Raw genomic sequence first — 16,228 nt, forward strand, 5'->3', positions numbered from 1 at the left:
ATGGATATTCACTTAACTTGTTGTTTTTTGTGCTGAGTTTTGTGTTTAATAAAGGTACACTTTATTAATGTGTTCTATGATTAGTAATGATTACTGTCAAAACCATGTCTTTTATAAATTCTAAAATAGGCTTTCACAAGAATGAAACGACTCAATTCACAATTGCAAGAAGATGGCGCTCCAATGGAGCTAATATTGTTGATCCGCACTTTATTAGCAGGTTGCAAGGAAATTTCTTTTAGGGTTAGTCAAGGTGCATTAGCAGGCGTGCTAGGTTCTTTGTTAAGTGAAAATGTTCAAGGCGAAACGCAGAAGAAGCTTGACGTTATTTCTAACCAGATTCTAAAAGATATTTTGAAAGAATCTGGCTATGTGAAGGCCATTTCTTCAGAAGAAGAGGATGATGTTGTAGGTTGTCATCCTGAAGGTAAATATTTAGTGAGCTTCGATCCACTTGATGGCTCATCAAATACCGATATCAATAGTTTGATTGGTACTATTTTTTCGATCACCCACGCGCCACAATGGATGGAGCCAGATGACCCTTCTGCGTTTTTGCAGCCAGGTACGCAAATTGTTGCAGCAGGCTATGTGCTTTATGGTCCTTCTACAATGTTGGCAATGAGTACCGGACGAGGAACTCATATCTATACCCTTGATAAAACTCACGGTGGTTTCCTGTTAACCGAAGCGAATGTTGAAGTACCTGCGCAAACTAAAGAGTTTTCCATCAACAGCTCAAACCAGCGCCACTGGGAAGAGCCTATGCAGAATTACATAAACGATTTATTGGCGGGGGATGAAGGTCCTAGAGGCAAAAACTTCAATATGCGCTGGGTTGGTGCCATGGTTGGTGACATCCACCGTATACTTTCTCGTGGTGGACTGTTTGCCTATCCATTTGATAAACGTAATCCGAAAATTGCGGGTAAATTGCGTTTGTTGTATGAAGCTAACCCTATGTCATTTCTAATCGAACAGGCTGGTGGCGCTGCAACAACGGGTGACAGACGAATTTTGGAAGTTATGCCGGAAGAAATTCATCAACGAGTTCCGGTTATCATGGGCTCAAAAGAAGAAGTAGAGACTTGCGTCACCTATTACGCAAAAAAATAGTCTGATTTTAAACTGACATTAATGAATTGAGGGCGTCGGATTAGTACTTGCGCCCTTTTTTGTGGAGTTTTTTTGACGACTCACGGCACAAATTCATAATAATCCGTGAGTGAATGACACATAATACTTTAAAACAACCAGAATAAGACCAAGGTAGTGATTTCATCTTGCACTGGAAGTCTTTATAATTACGCTAATTTACGTTAAATCACAACTTAAAGGTATCAATCAATGAGCTTAAATGCTGTTCCAGCCGGTAAAAACTTGCCAGATGAAGTGAATGTCATCATCGAAATCCCAGCCCACGCTGACCCAGTAAAATATGAAGTAGATAAAGATACTGGTGCTATATTTGTTGATCGTTTCATGGCAACTTGTATGCACTACCCAACTAACTACGGCTATGTACCTCAGACACTTTCTTTAGACGGTGACCCTGTTGATGTTTTAGTGATGACTCCGTTCCCTTTGTTGGCCGGTTCAGTCATTAAATGTAGACCAGTGGGTGTTTTGAAAATGACCGATGAGTCAGGGGAAGATGCTAAAGTTTTAGCTGTGCCAATTGATAAACTGTCTACTATCTATCGTGAAGTAAAAGAAATCGATCAGGTTCCAGAGCTAACTAAGCAACAAATTGAACATTTCTTCGCTCATTATAAAGATTTAGAGCCTAACAAATGGGTGAAAATCGAAGGTTGGGGAAATTGTGAAGACGCTAAAGCGGAAATTGTTGATAGTGTAAAGCGCTACGAAGCAGAGTAATCCCTTAATTTTTACCGCACTACTAAAAAGGCTAACCTCGGGTTAGCCTTTTTTTTGAATTTTTGGCGAGCCAAGTATTTTTCGACAAAATCCTGTAAACTTACCTTTCTTTATTAATACCTTTTTATGATGATTTTCATATTCGTCCCTCAAATGGCTCGACAATAGAAACATGAAGCTAAATTCGATTCGAACTAACCCCCAGTTGTTGTTATTGGCCATGGCGTTTGTGATGCCCTTGGTGTTTTCTGTTTGGAATGCGCTATTAAACAACTTTGTGGTGGAAAAAGCGCAATTTAGCGGTGCTGAAATAGGTATGCTGCAAAGTCTGCGAGAAGTACCTGGTTTTCTAGCATTTACAGCCGTTTTTTTACTTTTGGTGATTAAAGAGCAAACCTTTGCAATGCTCTCTCTTGCACTTATGTGTGTTGGAGTGGCAATGACTGGCTTCTTTCCATTTGAAATCGGTTTGTACTGCACAACAGTGATTATGTCCGTTGGCTTTCATTACTTTGAAACCATCAACCAATCATTAACCTTGCAGTGGTTAGGAAAAGACAAAACGGCCCACTTTATGGGGCAGCAATTGGCGGTGAAAAGTTTCGCTTCTTTATTTGCGTACGGCAGTATTTGGTTATTGATGGAATATGTGGGAATAAGTTATCAAACCATGTACATGCTTGCTGGTGGCCTAGGTTTAATGATAGTCATATTTTTGTGGGGCTTGTTCGCGCAATTTAAACAACCTTCTACCCAACATAAACATATGTTTTTGCGAAAACGTTATTGGTTATATTATTGCCTGACGTTCTTCAGTGGTGCCCGTCGTCAAATATTTATGGTTTTTGCCTCATTTATGATGGTTGAAAAATTTGGTTATAGTGTAGGGGAAATCAGTCTACTTTTTATTATTAACTATGTATTTAACTTGTTTTTCGCTGGCAAAATTGGCAGCTGGATTGCCAAAGTAGGTGAGCGGCGAGCACTAACAGTAGAATACCTTGGTCTAATCGTTATTTTTGTCAGTTATGCATTGGTAACCAGTTCCCAGTGGGCGGCTGTTTTATATGTGCTCGATCATCTTTTTTTCGCAATGGCTATCGCCATGAAAACCTACTTTCAAAAAATAGCTGATCCTCGAGATATTGCCTCTACAGCTGGGGTAAGCTTTACAATTAATCATATTGCTGCTGTGGTGATCCCTGCATTATTAGGTATCGTTTGGTTAACTTCGCCGTTATTGGTATTTTTCATTGGTGCTAGCTTTGCTGTATGTTCTTTATTGTTAGCATTGAATATACCCGACTCTCCAGATGCCGGTAATGAAGTGAGAAAGAACCCATTAGGTTGGGCTAATCAAACCATACAAGAGGCTGGCAAGGGCAGCGTAACGGCAATACCTGAAGAATCAACAACTATTAAGCCCATTGTATAAGGATGAACTAAAATGATGCGTGCTCTTAGACTGAGTTTGTTATTTGCTTTGTTAGTTAATACTAACTTTGCTTTTGCTGAGCCTACGGAAGTGTTTTGGGAAGATTTAGTACCTAAAAACTATGTTGCGCCGCCTGTCGATATTGACCACGCTATATCCACCGGTCAGCAAAACCTATCCGCTCCTGTAGTGACCAAATTCAACAATATGGAAGTGAAGATACCGGGGTTTGTTGTTCCTCTCGAGGGAAATCAAGACAACATTACGGAGTTTTTACTGGTTCCATTTTTTGGGGCCTGTATTCATGTACCTCCGCCACCGCCTAATCAAATTGTTTATGTGAAAATTCCAAAGGGAGTGCCAGCAATGGCTTTGACCGATGTAGTTTGGGTAGTTGGCACTTTGACGACGGAAAGTTGGAGCGGTGAAATTGCTACAGTAGGGTACACCTTGCAAGGACAAGAAGTATTGCCCTATGACGGTTAACTGAGGTTAGGGTTTCTTATTTAGCTCTAACCGGTATAAATGCGTTCAGCCTGATTAAACAAGACCCAAGAGGTTAGAATGTATTTGTCGTTGGAAACCGGCACACAACCTCTGTGGGTATGGGTAAAATAGGCTGGCGCAATGACCATTCTGCCCGCTTTGGGTTGCACTGACTTATCTTGATAATAAAAATCTGTACTGCCACCTTCATCTACGTCATTTAAATAAAACATAAATAATAAAATGCGATGAAGTGCATCGTTATTGCCCGCTTGAGGATAAACTTCAGAGTGCCAATAGGGATATCCGCCTTTTTGCTTCTGATATTTCTGGGCGTTAATATCACCGATACGAAATAGATATTGCACTAAATTTTGTAAATTGGGTTTGCCCACAGTCTCGAAGTTTTCTTGGGTCAATTTAACTGGCAGGCCGGTGTTGGGATCTTTTACGGTTAATCCAATCGGCCCAATTAATGCAAAAAAGTACTTTTCAAAATAGGCCATCAATTGTTCGGATAACAAGGGGAGCAACGCCTGATATTCGGCTTGAAACTCAGCATTCTGGACGATGGATACGTCTTTACTTAGTTTTTTGTCAGTATCGACACCGCCACCGGTTCGGCCTTGCTGTGTATTTTTACTGTTTTCAAAACGTTGGATGAATCCGTCACACAACTTTTGCGGCACCACGTTATCGATGACTTCAATAAAATCCTTCATTACTCTGCTTCCACCTGAGGATAAATATGCTCGTGAAGTTGGGATTTGATGCTTTCATCTATTGGCACTGCTTTATTGGCTTTAAAATCAAAGCGCACTAGGGTAGTCGTACCTGAGGCTACTTTCTGATCTTGTTGCCAAATCTCTTGATATGTATCGAAAGAACTATTGCCAATTCTGCTCACATAAGTGCGCACTTCCACTGGTTTGCCGTAAAATATCTGTAAATGAAAATCGATTTTGTAACTGGCCAAAATCAGTGGCCAGTTTTTCAAATCTAGATCTGGAGTGAAAAATTTGAAGATGGGCTCTCTACCGCATTCAAACCAGCCAGCAACCACAGTGTTGCTGACATGGGCTAAACCATCTGTTTCATAAAATCTAACGTTAAACTTTTCGCTAAACATACTCTATCTGTATTCCATTATGCCTGTCTGGCGTCGTCTAATATTGGTTTAAGGAAATGAGCTGTATGAGAGCCTTTCACCTTGCTAACCTCTTCTGGTGTGCCTTGAGCGATAATATTACCACCGCCTGAACCCCCTTCTGGCCCCAAATCGACTATCCAATCTGCGGTTTTTATCACATCCAGATTGTGTTCAATAACCACTACGGTATTACCGTGATCCCGAAGCCTATGCAACACTTCCAATAATTGTTTTATATCGTGGAAATGCAATCCTGTTGTGGGTTCATCCAAAATATACAGGGTTTGGCCAGTATCACGTTTGGATAGTTCTTTGGCAAGTTTCACCCGTTGGGCTTCCCCGCCAGAAAGGGTTGTCGCAGACTGTCCTAAACGAATGTATGACAAACCTACGTCAATTAGGGTTTGCAGTTTACGGGCAATCGCTGGAATGGCATCGAAGAATTCACGGGCTTCTTCCACCGTCATATCGAGCACTTGATTAATATCTTTGCCCTTGTAGGTTACTTCTAACGTTTCGCGGTTATAACGTTTGCTTTTGCACACGTCACAAGGCACATACACATCGGGTAAAAAGTGCATTTCCACTTTAATTAGACCATCTCCCTGACAAGCTTCACAACGTCCGCCTTTGACGTTAAAACTAAATCGTCCTGGCTTGTAACCGCGAGAGCGTGCCTCTTGGGTAGCAGCAAACATTTCTCGAATGGGAGTGAATATACCTGCGTAAGTTGCCGGATTTGAACGCGGTGTGCGGCCGATTGGACTCTGGTCGATATCAACCACTTTATCTAGTTGATCCAGGCCTGTTATGTCTTTGTAAGGAGCAGCTTCACCTGTGGTCGCACCGTTTAAGGCGTGATGTGCTAACTTATAAAATGTATCGTTGACCAAGGTCGATTTGCCAGAGCCAGAGACGCCGGTTACACAGGTCATGAGTCCAATTGGGATATGTAAATCTACTTGCTGTAGGTTATTCCCCGTTGCACCAGTTAATTTCACCCATTTATCGTCTTTGACTTTATTACGTTCTTTAGGAATTTCTATTCGCTCTCTACCGGAAAGGTATTTCCCTGTAAGTGAGTCTTCACTTTTTAATATGTCTTCGAGGCTACCTTCAGCAACAATTTGGCCGCCATGTACGCCCGCTCCTGGTCCGATATCAACAATATAGTCGGCTTCTTTGATGGCATCTTCATCATGCTCTACAACGATAACCGTGTTACCTAAATCCCGAAGGTGTCTAAGGGTTTTTAACAAGCGTTCGTTGTCGCGTTGATGCAAGCCGATTGAGGGTTCATCTAATACGTACATAACCCCTACTAAGCCTGCCCCGATTTGACTGGCTAAGCGGATGCGCTGGGCCTCGCCACCGGATAAGGTGTCCGCACTTCGTGACATAGAAAGGTAGTTCAAACCTACGTTAACCAGAAAACTTAAGCGGTCGTTAATTTCTTTTAGAATCTTTTCCGCGATCTGTGCACGCTGTCCGCTTAAATCTAATTGGTCAAAAAATTCCAGGGCATCAGAGATGGACATCTCGGTAATGCTTGGTAGTGCTGTTTCACCAATAAATACGTTTCTAGCTTCTAATCGCAAGCGGGCTCCGCCACAACTATTACAGTGTTGTTGGCTAAGGTATTTAGACAGCTCTTCACGCACAGCATTAGATTCTGTCTCTTTATAGCGGCGGTCCATATTTGGAATAATGCCTTCAAATGGATGCTTGCGCTCCATGATGTCGCCGCGATCGTTAATGTACTTAAACTTAATTGCGGTTCCTTTGCTGCCGAACAAAATAACATCTTTATGTTTGCTATCAAGTTCTTCAAAGGGAACCGTAAGGCTGAATCCGTAGTGATCAGCAACGGCTTGTAACATCTGAAAATAATAGTAACTGCGTTTGTCCCAGCCGCGAATCGCGCCCCCAGACAAACTTAATTCTTGGTTACTAACAATTTTTCCAGGATCGAAAAACTGTTTGTTTCCTAAACCGTCACAGGTAGGACAGGCACCTGCAGGGTTATTAAAGGAAAACAACCTAGGCTCGAGTTCAGCCATGCTGTAACCACAATGGGGACACGCAAAGTTGGCTGAAAATACCAATTCGTCTTTCGCTAAGTCATCCATAAAGGCGACCTTGGCGGCACCTGCGGATAACTGCAATGCAGTTTCAAAAGACTCAGATAACCTTAACGCTAAATCGTCACGCACTTTGAAACGGTCGACCACCACTTCAATGGTGTGCTTTTTATGAAGGTCGAGCTGAGGCGGATCGGAAAGGTCACAGACTTCACCATCAATGCGTGCGCGTATGTATCCTTGTGCAGCTAAACCCTCAAGGGTTTTTATGTGCTCGCCTTTGCGCTCTTGCACAACAGGTGCAAGTAACATTAACTTAGTGCCTTCTTCCATCTCTAGCACTCGGTCGACCATTTGACTTACCGTTTGTGCCGCTAAGGGAACATGGTGAGTAGGGCATCGAGGCTCACCTACGCGGGCATATAACAAGCGCAGGTAATCGTAAATTTCAGTGATGGTGCCCACCGTAGAGCGTGGGTTATGAGACGTTGACTTTTGCTCGATGGAGATAGCCGGTGATAAACCTTCAATATGGTCAACATCGGGCTTTTCCATCATCGACAAAAATTGTCTGGCATAGGCGGAAAGGGATTCTACATAACGCCGTTGCCCTTCAGCATATAAAGTATCAAAAGCTAAAGAAGATTTACCCGAACCCGACAGGCCTGTAATAACAATTAGCTTGTCACGGGGAAGCGTTATATTGACGTTTTTCAGATTGTGGGTGCGCGCACCCCTAACTTCAATTTTATCCATGGATCCAAAATGTTGCCCGACCAAAAGATCAGTATTACATAATTGCAAATCATGCTCTATTCAGAACGGGCTATTATTCCAAAAAAAGCGTAAATTTTTTATTTAAAACGTGTTTTTAACCATCTATCGCCTATTTTAATGCTGTGATAAACTTCGCGGCCAATATTTAGTATTCACTTCTTAATCAATTTAATGGGCAAAAGATTTTTGTAATCCATGTTGTTGATTCAGGAAGACGTCAATTAGCTTTATTTTAAACCATAGTGATTTGTTTTGAACGCAACTGAATTACGTGCCGCCTTATCTCTTGCCTTTATCTATGTCCTAAGAATGTTGGGACTATTTATGGTGATGCCAGTTTTAGCCATATTAGCCCAAGACTACCCTGATTACTCTGTTCTAATGGTGGGAATTGCCATTGGTGGATATGGTTTAACCCAAGCTATATTGCAAATTCCCATGGGAATGTTTTCAGACAAATTTGGCCGCAAACCTATCATTATTGTGGGCTTGTTGCTGTTTTCGTTAGGCAGTTTAATTGCAGGTTTTGCTGACAGTATGTGGATGCTAGTGTTAGGGCGCATACTGCAAGGTACAGGGGCCATCGCAGGGGCGATTATGGCATTAGCTGCGGACGTTAGTCGCGAAAATCAGCGACCTAAAGTGATGGCGATTATTGGTATTGCCATCGGCTTTTCATTTTACTTAGCACTCATGATTGGGCCAATGATTTCTAATCTGTGGGGGTTATCTGGGATATTTTTTGTCACCGCGGTATTAGCTATTTTATGTATATTTATAGTTGGTTTTGTGGTCCCTTCACAGCACAAAAGTGCACCTTCAGGAGATACCTTACCCACCTGGAAAGATGTGGCTAATTTGTTTGGTGATAAACAAATTCAAAAGTTAAACATCAGTGTTTGTTTATTGCATATGATGATCACTCTGTTTTTCATGCAGTTGCCGGTAATGCTTCAACAAATGGGGTTAATGGTTGAAGTGCAATGGAAGCTCTATTTGCCGGTATTGTTAAGTTCTATTGTTGGTTTAACGGTGCTGATGGGGCTAAATCGCAAAGTTTCACAGAAAGTGCTGATGTTAGTGTCGATTTTACTGCTAATGATTGCCTGTGCTGGATTATCTTTATCAACAACTTTATTCGCCGTCGCCGCTTTCGCAGTAGTGTTTTTCAGTGGTTTTAATTATTTAGAAGCAAACTTACCTGCATGGGTTTCGAGCATCGCACCGGCTGGCAAAAAAGGCTCTGCCATGGGGATGTATGCCAGTTTTCAGTTCTTTGGTGCGTTTTTAGGGGGAATGTTAGCCGGAGTTCTCAATCAATATTTCTCCCCTTCAGAAGTACTAATGTGTGCCATTGGCATTTTGCTTGTTTGGACAGGCATCGTATTTAATCTGAAAAGCGTGGATAGATATCGACGCTATACTTTAAGTGGAGTGAGCGGGGCTGCGGATTTAGAACGCCTTAAAAAGCAACTGTTGGCTATGCCTGGAGTAGTTGATCTTGCCTTGGTGGCCCACGAAAATAGTGTTTATGTTAAAGCTACTGCGGAATTTAATCTTCGACAAGCGCAACAAATCGTCCTCGATACTGCATCCGGTCAAGCGTAAGCCGGTACTTAATGGCATCGAAGGATGAATTGTGTTGAGTTAAACTTAATGCCAATTTTGGTGAGAATATAAATGACTAATTTAATCCCTTGGCGCTCGTTACTGTTTCTACCTGCTAATAATCAAAAATTTATTGATAAAGCCCATACTCGTGGTGCTGATGGTTATATTCTAGATTTAGAAGATAGTATTCCTCCTGACCACAAAACCACTGCACGGGCGAATATTGTAACTGCTGCTAAAGTCGTGGCGAAAGACGGCGCTGATACCTTAGTTAGAATAAACTCCGGACTACGACTCGCAATAAGAGATTTAGAAGCGGTAATTGATCCTCAGGTTTGCGCCATAGTTATCCCGAAAGTCAGCAGTGCTGGCCATGTCCAATTAATTGCTGAGACAATCGAAGAGCTGGAACATGAAAAGCAAATGCCCCCGGGGTATACGCGACTGATTGCGCAAATTGAACACGTTGATGTAATGTCTAAGTTAGACGAAATCGCCAATAGCTCTAGTCGCTTAGTGGCCATGACTATGGGCACGGAAGATTTGTCTTTGTCCATTGGCATGGAGCCCATCACTGAAGCACTTGTTGGCCCTTGTCAGCAATTAATTATGGCGTGTCGGCGGGCAAATATCATACCTATGGGGTTTCCTGCTTCCATCGCGGATTTTAGCGATACTGACAAGTTTCAGGTCGTTGCCGAGCTTGCCAACAAAATAGGGTTTTCTGGTGCGCCTTGTGTACACCCAATGCAAGTTAAAATATTGAATCAAGTCTTTATGCCCTCTGAACAACAAGTAAAACAGGCCAATGACATAATTCAATCTTTCCAGCAACAATATGAGCAGGGGACAGGGGCCACTAATTTTGCCAATAAAATGATTGATTTACCTGTGGTGAAACGAGCAGAAAATCTTTTGAAAAGGCTAAATCGGTAAAACTAGACTAGCTCAATGAGTAAATTGATTTATATTAATGGTAAGTAATTTAAACTGAATTTAGTTCAGATTTTATTGAGATAAAACTAACTATTCGGGTTACAATACTGCGGATAAATACGAACAATGATGCCAAGTTTTTTAACTAAATTGGCAGCGAACATACCTTTTCTACATAAATATTTAGGTAAGTTTCTGAATTTAATAACCAATTTAGAAATATCTGCTTGGATGCTAAATAAGTATGTCTTGAGACATACAAGAAATGGGAAAGACAACTTGTTTAGCAACGAATAATAGGAGTAAACATGGCAACTAAAGGTGTCAACAAAGTCATTTTAGTGGGTAATATTGGACAAGATCCAGAAGTTAGATACATGCCCAACGGTAATGCAGTAGCAAATTTAAGTTTGGCTACCAGTGAAAGTTGGAAAGACCAAAGTGGGCAGATGCAAGAGCGCACCGAATGGCATAGATTGACCATGTACCGTCGTTTAGCTGAAATTGCCGGTGAATATTTGCGTAAAGGGTCGCAAATTTATGTAGAAGGCAAACTGCAAACGCGTAAATGGCAAGATCAAAGTGGTCAAGACAAATACACCACTGAGATTATTGTTGATCAAATGCAGATGTTAGGAGGTCGTGGAGGCCAATCTGACAATCAGCAAGGTGGCTATTCGAATCAAGGTCAAGGCGGTGGTCAATATAACCAAGCGCCACAAAAGCCTGCACAAGCACCACAGCAGAATTACGCTAAACCACCACAACAAGGCGGTGGACAGCAATACGGCAACGCACCTCAACAGAATCCAGGTGCGAATCAACAAAATCCAGGGAATAAGCCGCCTATGGCTGAGCCTGACTTTGATTTTGATGATGATATTCCGTTCTGACCTGTACTTAAGACAAAATGTTGAAAAACACCCTAGAAAGCCGCTATTAAGCGGCTTTTTTATGGCAAGCTTTACGCTTTAATTAATAATTGTATTTAACTTAATTCAATTTCAACGGAGGGCTAACATTATAACTTAGTGGTCTGCTTTTATACTCGGTTGATTCTGTTATTGTACTTTCCCTAAATTGTCATCAATATGTTAATGTTACGAGTTAATGATTGATCGCAACTATTTGCAATACGGTTTTTGAAAAAAGGAACTCAAGCTTAATGAACCTAAAAAAGTTCTCTGTTACTTTGCTATCCATTGGGATTAGTATTTCGTCTTTCGCCCTCAGTGCAAAAGAACACCCAAATCTTATTCTGACCGAGCCCGGTGTGGAAAGAATTAGAGCGAATTTAGGCCAAGTTCCTTTATTTGATGAGTCTCTTGCTCGCATAAAACGAGAAGTTGATGTAGAGATTGCAACCGGTATCGATACCCCAATTCCAAAGGATTTTTCTGGCGGTTATACCCACCAACGTCACAAATTAAACTTCTTTACTGCGCAAAAAGCTGGTGTGCTCTACCAAGTTTTAGAAGACGAAAAGTATGCCAAATATATCCGCGATATGTTGTTTCAGTATGAAGCAATGTACAAAGATCTACCGCTTCACCCACAAGAACGCTCTTATGCCAGAGGAAAGCTATTTTGGCAGTGTCTAAACGACAGTAACTGGTTGGTTTACATGAGCCAGGCTTATGATGCCATTTACGATTACTTGAGTGAGAGTGAGCGCGACAAGCTTGAAACAAATTTATTTCGCCCTTTTGCTGACTTTATTTCATTAGAAAACCCACAGTTTTTCAACCGCGTACATAACCACAGTACATGGGGGATTACGGCTGTAGGTATGATTGGTTTGGTAATGGATGACGAAGAACTTATTCAACGTGCACTTTATGGCATTGAAGATGACGGTTTAGAAGTCGGCGGTAAAGACAACGACGGCGGAACAATTAAAGTCGAAGGGCAACGCAAAGGTTTCTTTGCCAACCTAGAAGAACCTTTCTCACCTGACGGTTATTATACTGAAGGACCTTATTATCAGCGTTATGCCATGTACCCATTCTTAATATTGGCACTGGCAATGGAAAATAACCGCCCAGAAATGAAAGTGTTACAGCATAAAAATAACGTGTTACTCAAAGGGGTTAACGCGTTACTGAATTTGTCTGATGCTGATGGTGAATTTTTCCCAATTAACGATGGCCAAAAAGGCATGTCCTATTACACCAGTTCTTTAGTTTCAGCGGTTAATCTGGCGTATTTTTATGGCGATAAAAACCCTGAGCTACTCAGTATCGTTGAAAAACAAGGGCAGGTACTTATTGATGAGTCTGGCTTAGCGGCGGCGATAGGTGTACGCGACGGCGAAGCTAAACCATTCACCAAAAAGTCAATTAATCTAAGTGACGGTATTGATGGTAAACAAGGGGGAATCGGCATATTGCGTTATGGCAATGAAGATCTCACTTTAGTCTTTAAATATGCGGCTCAGGGCCTGAGCCATGGTCACTACGATAAGCTTTCTTATTCTTTGTATGAAAAAGGTGATGAAGTTTTACAGGATTACGGGTTAGCCCGCTTCGTAAATATTGAACAAAAAGGCGGCGGTAACTATCTTAAAGAGAACACGACTTGGGCAAAAACAACCATTGCTCACAATACCTTATCTGTAAATGAGAAAAAGCACTTTAATGGTAGCTATGATATTGCCAGTCAACATCATTCTGAGTTGTTTACCTTTGATGCTGAAAAAGACAATGTTCAGGTGGTGAGCGCCACAGAAAGCAATGCTTACCCTGGCACATCTATGCATCGCACTATGGCAATGATTAAAGATGAAAGCTTCGAGAAAGCCTTTTTACTCGATATCATGCGTGTTAAATCAGATAGCAAAAATCAATATGATCTTCCGTATTACTTTATGGGACAGGTTTTGGATATGAACTTTGCTTATGACTCTCCTAAAGTCCTGCGTCCGTTAGGAGAAGATAATGGTTATCAACATCTTTTCGTTGAAGGCAAAGGCAATGGAGTGAACGGAAATTCAAAATTCTCATGGTTAGGTAATGGCAAGTATTACACCTTAACGGCCGTGACGGATAACGATGATGAGTTGCTTTTCACCCGCATTGGCGCTAATGATCCTGAATTTAACTTGCGCCGTGATGCCTCTTTGTTATTGCGCAGAAATGCCAAAGATACTCTGTTTGTTTCTGTTATTGAGCCCCATGGCTCCTACGGACCTGTGACTGAGTTATCACAAAATTCAAAAAGTAATATCGCAGATTTAAACGTAGTAGTGGATAACAAAAACTACACTGGAGTGACTATTACAGACTTGGCAGGTAATCAGCAGTTATTCATTATTGCCAACGATAATGCCTCAAAAACTGCCAAGCATAGCTTGAAAGTTAATGGCAAAAAATATAGTTGGACGGGGCCTTATTTCTACCAATAAAAAATAAGCATCAACCATATTAAACACCAGCCGTAGGATTCTCTGTTGCAATCCAGTGATATTGCAAAAATATGCACAGAGATGAATACGGCTTTTTTAATTGAAATCGCCTTCTCCTCGTCTCTACCTCTATCAATACTCCTCTACTGTAAATCTACCGTGTTTTTTAGGCGCTTTTTTGGTATTTGTTTAAAAAATGACTTATCTTTGGTTCAGTGAAGTATCCATTTAATCGCAAAACATCCCAAGGAAGGCACTATGAACTTTATTTTACCTTTAACTATTGTCGTTTCCCTGTGCTTTTCTAGCTCATCTGTTGCTAACGAGTTTAATGATGCCATTGATTCCATTATGCAGGGGGCGATCGAAGATGGTGCGCCAGGGTGTAATCTGGGAGTTATCCACAAAGGAAGCTTTATCCATAAAAAAGGTTATGGATTGAGTAATCTTGAACTCGACACGCCCTTAGACGGGACACAAGTGCATCGAATGGCTTCTGTTTCTAAACAATTTACTGCCTTGGCTGTGCTACTACTTGCTGAAGAAGGCAAGATAGCCTTAGACGACGATATTCGTAAACATCTTCCATCTTTGCCCGATTACGGACACACAATAACCATTAACGGAATGCTGGGACACGTTTCTGGGATGGGAGACTATGATCTGATCAGCTCTTTTGACCAAGAAGAAAAAAATCCAAAGTCCATAGAATTGAAGTCTGCTGCTGGTGGCTTGTTTCGTCTTGGGAACGAGGATTATCTGACTATTGCGGAATTCTTCGAGGTTGTCAGCACTGTGCCCCTTGCTTTAGAGCCAGAAACTGAATTTAGTTATAGCAACCTGGCTTATTTTTTACTGTCGATGTTAGTGGAAAACGTTTCTGGACAGTCCCTTCGAGATTATTCCCATGAGCATATCTTTAAGCCCCTAGGTATGAAAAACACCTTCTTTAGTGATGACCCTGTAGAGATAGTGAAAAACCGTGCCTATGGTTACAAACAACGTGATGATGGCACCTATGTAACCGATATGACAAACTTATTCTGGGTAGGCGACGGCGGTTTACACACCAATTTAGATGATTTGTTGATATGGGATAGTTACTTTTATTCCCCGAAACTGGGTAAAGATCCCAAGCAATTGCTCGCGGATATGAACACTCCCAATAGCAAGTTTGAGGCCCGTGAGGGTATTTTGTATGCAAACGGGCAATTTGTTAGTGAAGAAAATGATCAGCTCGTATTCTTCCACTCTGGCGGTTGGCTGGGCACTTATACCTTTTTTAGCCGAATTCCAGACAAAGACCTTGCCATTGCTTGGATGTGCAATGATATTTCTAATCAAGAGTTGGCTGCTAGTCTGAAAAAAGTGTTGAAACTAGCGAAAAAGGCGTTTTAGTAAATTAAGCTTGGAAAAGATGCCAACCGGCATCTTTCCAGTTTACTCTCTATCGACGTCTACGAGGTTCATGCATTGGGTGACCATAGTTTGAAATGCTAAACAGCAATCTAGTCTGCGCGCTTTAGTGTCGAACTATGATTTTTCCTCAAGTTAATCGTTGATTACAAATCAACGATTCCGCCATGGTCGAGTTCTTTATTACGCCAAATACTGTGGTAATGACTGTCCTTAAACACCGCGCCTCCTTGCACAGTATAGTCAATCCATATATTTGGACAGTCAATCGGGCACAACCCCTTCACAATATCGGCAAAGGAGTTTGGTCGACAAGGCAAGTTAAACCCAGTAATCGCTCCGGAATTGAGAAATCCCCCCTTCTGCCTATGCATCTTGCCATATCTATTTGTTGGAGAATATTTAGTCTTGATAACCCCATGGCGCGGGCGGCGTATCAATTTCTTGAGTTAAATCGAAATCCACCCTGAACTCTCTTCCCTCGCGGATCAAACGGTAAGTAAATACCTCAGGGTAGATATACATTTGCCAGATATTGGTGCTCGACTGGGGATTGCCCGCTTTTGCGAACAATTCTTTAGAATACTGATCAACAGGGAAGGATTGAGCCTGTGGCCAGCCGGCATCTTGAGTATGGCCGCCGTACATGGTTGATTCTGAATAAGAGCCATCAGCATGGCGATGGTCATGTTTCAAAGAGAGACCTGAGCCGGTTTTGGTGATTATCCAAGTGCGTGACGCGTCATCGCCTACGTGAAAGGGGATTTGCAATTGTTGTTCAGTACAGCGCCTTACGTGCATAACCAAAGGTTGCTCCGACATAGCGCTTGGACCTTGATTGTCGATGGTTACCTTACCAGAAAAGGCTTTTCCGCAAAGTGCTTTTAAACTGTTGAAAAAACTATCTTGAGTGGCTATGGATACTAAAGGGGCTGGTTGAATAACTTGTTTTGCGCTAACCATTGTACTAACCCAAAGAGAGTTGCCAAGCAGTAGGCTGGTGATTGTTAGGGGAGTTAGAATTCGCTTTATCATGGTGTTTCCTTTATTAATCG

At 41.7% G+C, this 16,228-nt stretch carries 14 protein-coding genes; 9 read left to right on the forward strand and 5 right to left on the reverse strand.

Annotated features, from left to right (window positions below; translation table 11 throughout):
• Positions 1 to 141 precede the first annotated feature (141 nt).
• The 4 genes from Q4574_RS19505 (at position 142) to Q4574_RS19520 (ending at position 3,799) form a co-directional block, all read left to right on the forward strand.
• On the forward strand, positions 142 to 1,116 hold the full coding sequence (locus tag Q4574_RS19505; RefSeq protein WP_303476843.1) for a class 1 fructose-bisphosphatase: 975 nt from the start codon (positions 142 to 144) through the stop codon (positions 1,114 to 1,116).
• Positions 1,117 to 1,347: 231 nt separating this feature from the next.
• Complete coding sequence (gene ppa / locus Q4574_RS19510) at positions 1,348 to 1,878, forward strand: inorganic diphosphatase (RefSeq protein ID WP_303476844.1); 531 nt, start codon at positions 1,348 to 1,350, stop codon at positions 1,876 to 1,878.
• A 172-nt stretch (positions 1,879 to 2,050) separates the two neighbouring features.
• The gene (locus Q4574_RS19515) at positions 2,051 to 3,313 is read left to right on the forward strand and encodes an MFS transporter (RefSeq protein ID WP_303476846.1); all 1,263 of its coding nucleotides are present in this window, start codon (positions 2,051 to 2,053) and stop codon (positions 3,311 to 3,313) included.
• A 12-nt stretch (positions 3,314 to 3,325) separates the two neighbouring features.
• Complete coding sequence (locus Q4574_RS19520) at positions 3,326 to 3,799, forward strand: DUF3299 domain-containing protein (RefSeq protein WP_303476848.1); 474 nt, start codon at positions 3,326 to 3,328, stop codon at positions 3,797 to 3,799.
• Positions 3,800 to 3,825: 26 nt separating this feature from the next.
• Here Q4574_RS19520 and Q4574_RS19525 read toward each other — a convergent pair whose 3' ends face one another.
• Genes Q4574_RS19525 through uvrA form a run of 3 tightly spaced genes read right to left on the reverse strand, consistent with a single transcriptional unit; the run spans position 3,826 to position 7,786 of the window.
• Positions 3,826 to 4,521 carry a 2OG-Fe(II) oxygenase gene (locus Q4574_RS19525; protein ID WP_303476849.1) on the reverse strand — a complete coding sequence of 232 codons (696 nt, stop codon included), beginning with the start codon at positions 4,519 to 4,521 and terminating at the stop codon, positions 3,826 to 3,828.
• Complete coding sequence (locus Q4574_RS19530; protein WP_303476853.1) at positions 4,521 to 4,928, reverse strand: thioesterase family protein; 408 nt, start codon at positions 4,926 to 4,928, stop codon at positions 4,521 to 4,523. Before Q4574_RS19530 ends, Q4574_RS19525 begins: the two co-directional genes overlap by 1 nt.
• A 17-nt stretch (positions 4,929 to 4,945) precedes the next feature.
• Positions 4,946 to 7,786, reverse strand: coding sequence for an excinuclease ABC subunit UvrA (uvrA, locus tag Q4574_RS19535; RefSeq protein ID WP_303476938.1), 2,841 nt, complete (start codon positions 7,784 to 7,786; stop codon positions 4,946 to 4,948).
• Between the two features lie 273 nt (positions 7,787 to 8,059).
• Between uvrA and Q4574_RS19540 the strand changes: the two genes are divergently transcribed.
• The 5 genes from Q4574_RS19540 (at position 8,060) to Q4574_RS19560 (ending at position 15,155) form a co-directional block, all read left to right on the forward strand.
• Positions 8,060 to 9,415, forward strand: a complete 1,356-nt coding sequence (locus tag Q4574_RS19540) for an MFS transporter (RefSeq protein WP_303476855.1) — start codon at positions 8,060 to 8,062, stop codon at positions 9,413 to 9,415.
• Positions 9,416 to 9,487: 72 nt separating this feature from the next.
• On the forward strand, positions 9,488 to 10,354 hold the full coding sequence (locus Q4574_RS19545) for a CoA ester lyase (RefSeq protein ID WP_303476858.1): 867 nt from the start codon (positions 9,488 to 9,490) through the stop codon (positions 10,352 to 10,354).
• A gap of 308 nt (positions 10,355 to 10,662) precedes the next feature.
• Positions 10,663 to 11,247 carry a single-stranded DNA-binding protein gene (gene ssb, locus Q4574_RS19550; RefSeq protein WP_303476861.1) on the forward strand — a complete coding sequence of 195 codons (585 nt, stop codon included), beginning with the start codon at positions 10,663 to 10,665 and terminating at the stop codon, positions 11,245 to 11,247.
• 272 nt (positions 11,248 to 11,519) lie between these two features.
• Positions 11,520 to 13,757, forward strand: a complete 2,238-nt coding sequence (locus Q4574_RS19555) for an alginate lyase family protein (RefSeq protein ID WP_303476862.1) — start codon at positions 11,520 to 11,522, stop codon at positions 13,755 to 13,757.
• A gap of 258 nt (positions 13,758 to 14,015) precedes the next feature.
• Positions 14,016 to 15,155 carry a serine hydrolase gene (locus Q4574_RS19560; protein ID WP_303476864.1) on the forward strand — a complete coding sequence of 380 codons (1,140 nt, stop codon included), beginning with the start codon at positions 14,016 to 14,018 and terminating at the stop codon, positions 15,153 to 15,155.
• A 164-nt stretch (positions 15,156 to 15,319) separates the two neighbouring features.
• Here the strand turns inward: Q4574_RS19560 and Q4574_RS19565 are convergent, their stop codons facing one another.
• Both Q4574_RS19565 and Q4574_RS19570 read right to left on the reverse strand, forming a co-directional pair.
• On the reverse strand, positions 15,320 to 15,547 hold the full coding sequence (locus Q4574_RS19565) for a hypothetical protein (RefSeq protein WP_303476867.1): 228 nt from the start codon (positions 15,545 to 15,547) through the stop codon (positions 15,320 to 15,322).
• A gap of 28 nt (positions 15,548 to 15,575) precedes the next feature.
• Entirely contained in the window at positions 15,576 to 16,136 is a 561-nt protein-coding gene (locus tag Q4574_RS19570) for a hypothetical protein (RefSeq protein WP_303476941.1), read from the reverse strand.
• Between the last annotated feature and the right edge of the window lie 92 nt (positions 16,137 to 16,228).

The sequence above is a fragment of the Aliiglaciecola sp. 3_MG-2023 genome (genome assembly GCF_030548205.1).
Classification (GTDB): domain Bacteria; phylum Pseudomonadota; class Gammaproteobacteria; order Enterobacterales; family Alteromonadaceae; genus Aliiglaciecola.

Bases quoted from the DNA above. Each gene is read 5' to 3' on its own strand.
- uvrA (WP_303476938.1), bottom strand. From the start codon at position 7,786: ATGGATAAAATTGAAGTTAGGGGTGCGCGCACCCACAATCTGAAAAAC.
- Q4574_RS19530 (WP_303476853.1), bottom strand. From the start codon at position 4,928: ATGTTTAGCGAAAAGTTTAACGTTAGATTTTATGAAACAGATGGTTTA.
- ssb (WP_303476861.1), top strand. From the start codon at position 10,663: ATGGCAACTAAAGGTGTCAACAAAGTCATTTTAGTGGGTAATATTGGA.
- Q4574_RS19525 (WP_303476849.1), bottom strand. From the start codon at position 4,521: ATGAAGGATTTTATTGAAGTCATCGATAACGTGGTGCCGCAAAAGTTG.
- Q4574_RS19505 (WP_303476843.1), top strand. From the start codon at position 142: ATGAAACGACTCAATTCACAATTGCAAGAAGATGGCGCTCCAATGGAG.
- Q4574_RS19520 (WP_303476848.1), top strand. From the start codon at position 3,326: ATGATGCGTGCTCTTAGACTGAGTTTGTTATTTGCTTTGTTAGTTAAT.
- Q4574_RS19565 (WP_303476867.1), bottom strand. From the start codon at position 15,547: ATGCATAGGCAGAAGGGGGGATTTCTCAATTCCGGAGCGATTACTGGG.
- Q4574_RS19570 (WP_303476941.1), bottom strand. From the start codon at position 16,136: ATGGTTAGCGCAAAACAAGTTATTCAACCAGCCCCTTTAGTATCCATA.
- Q4574_RS19560 (WP_303476864.1), top strand. From the start codon at position 14,016: ATGAACTTTATTTTACCTTTAACTATTGTCGTTTCCCTGTGCTTTTCT.
- Q4574_RS19515 (WP_303476846.1), top strand. From the start codon at position 2,051: ATGAAGCTAAATTCGATTCGAACTAACCCCCAGTTGTTGTTATTGGCC.
- ppa (WP_303476844.1), top strand. From the start codon at position 1,348: ATGAGCTTAAATGCTGTTCCAGCCGGTAAAAACTTGCCAGATGAAGTG.
- Q4574_RS19555 (WP_303476862.1), top strand. From the start codon at position 11,520: ATGAACCTAAAAAAGTTCTCTGTTACTTTGCTATCCATTGGGATTAGT.
- Q4574_RS19545 (WP_303476858.1), top strand. From the start codon at position 9,488: ATGACTAATTTAATCCCTTGGCGCTCGTTACTGTTTCTACCTGCTAAT.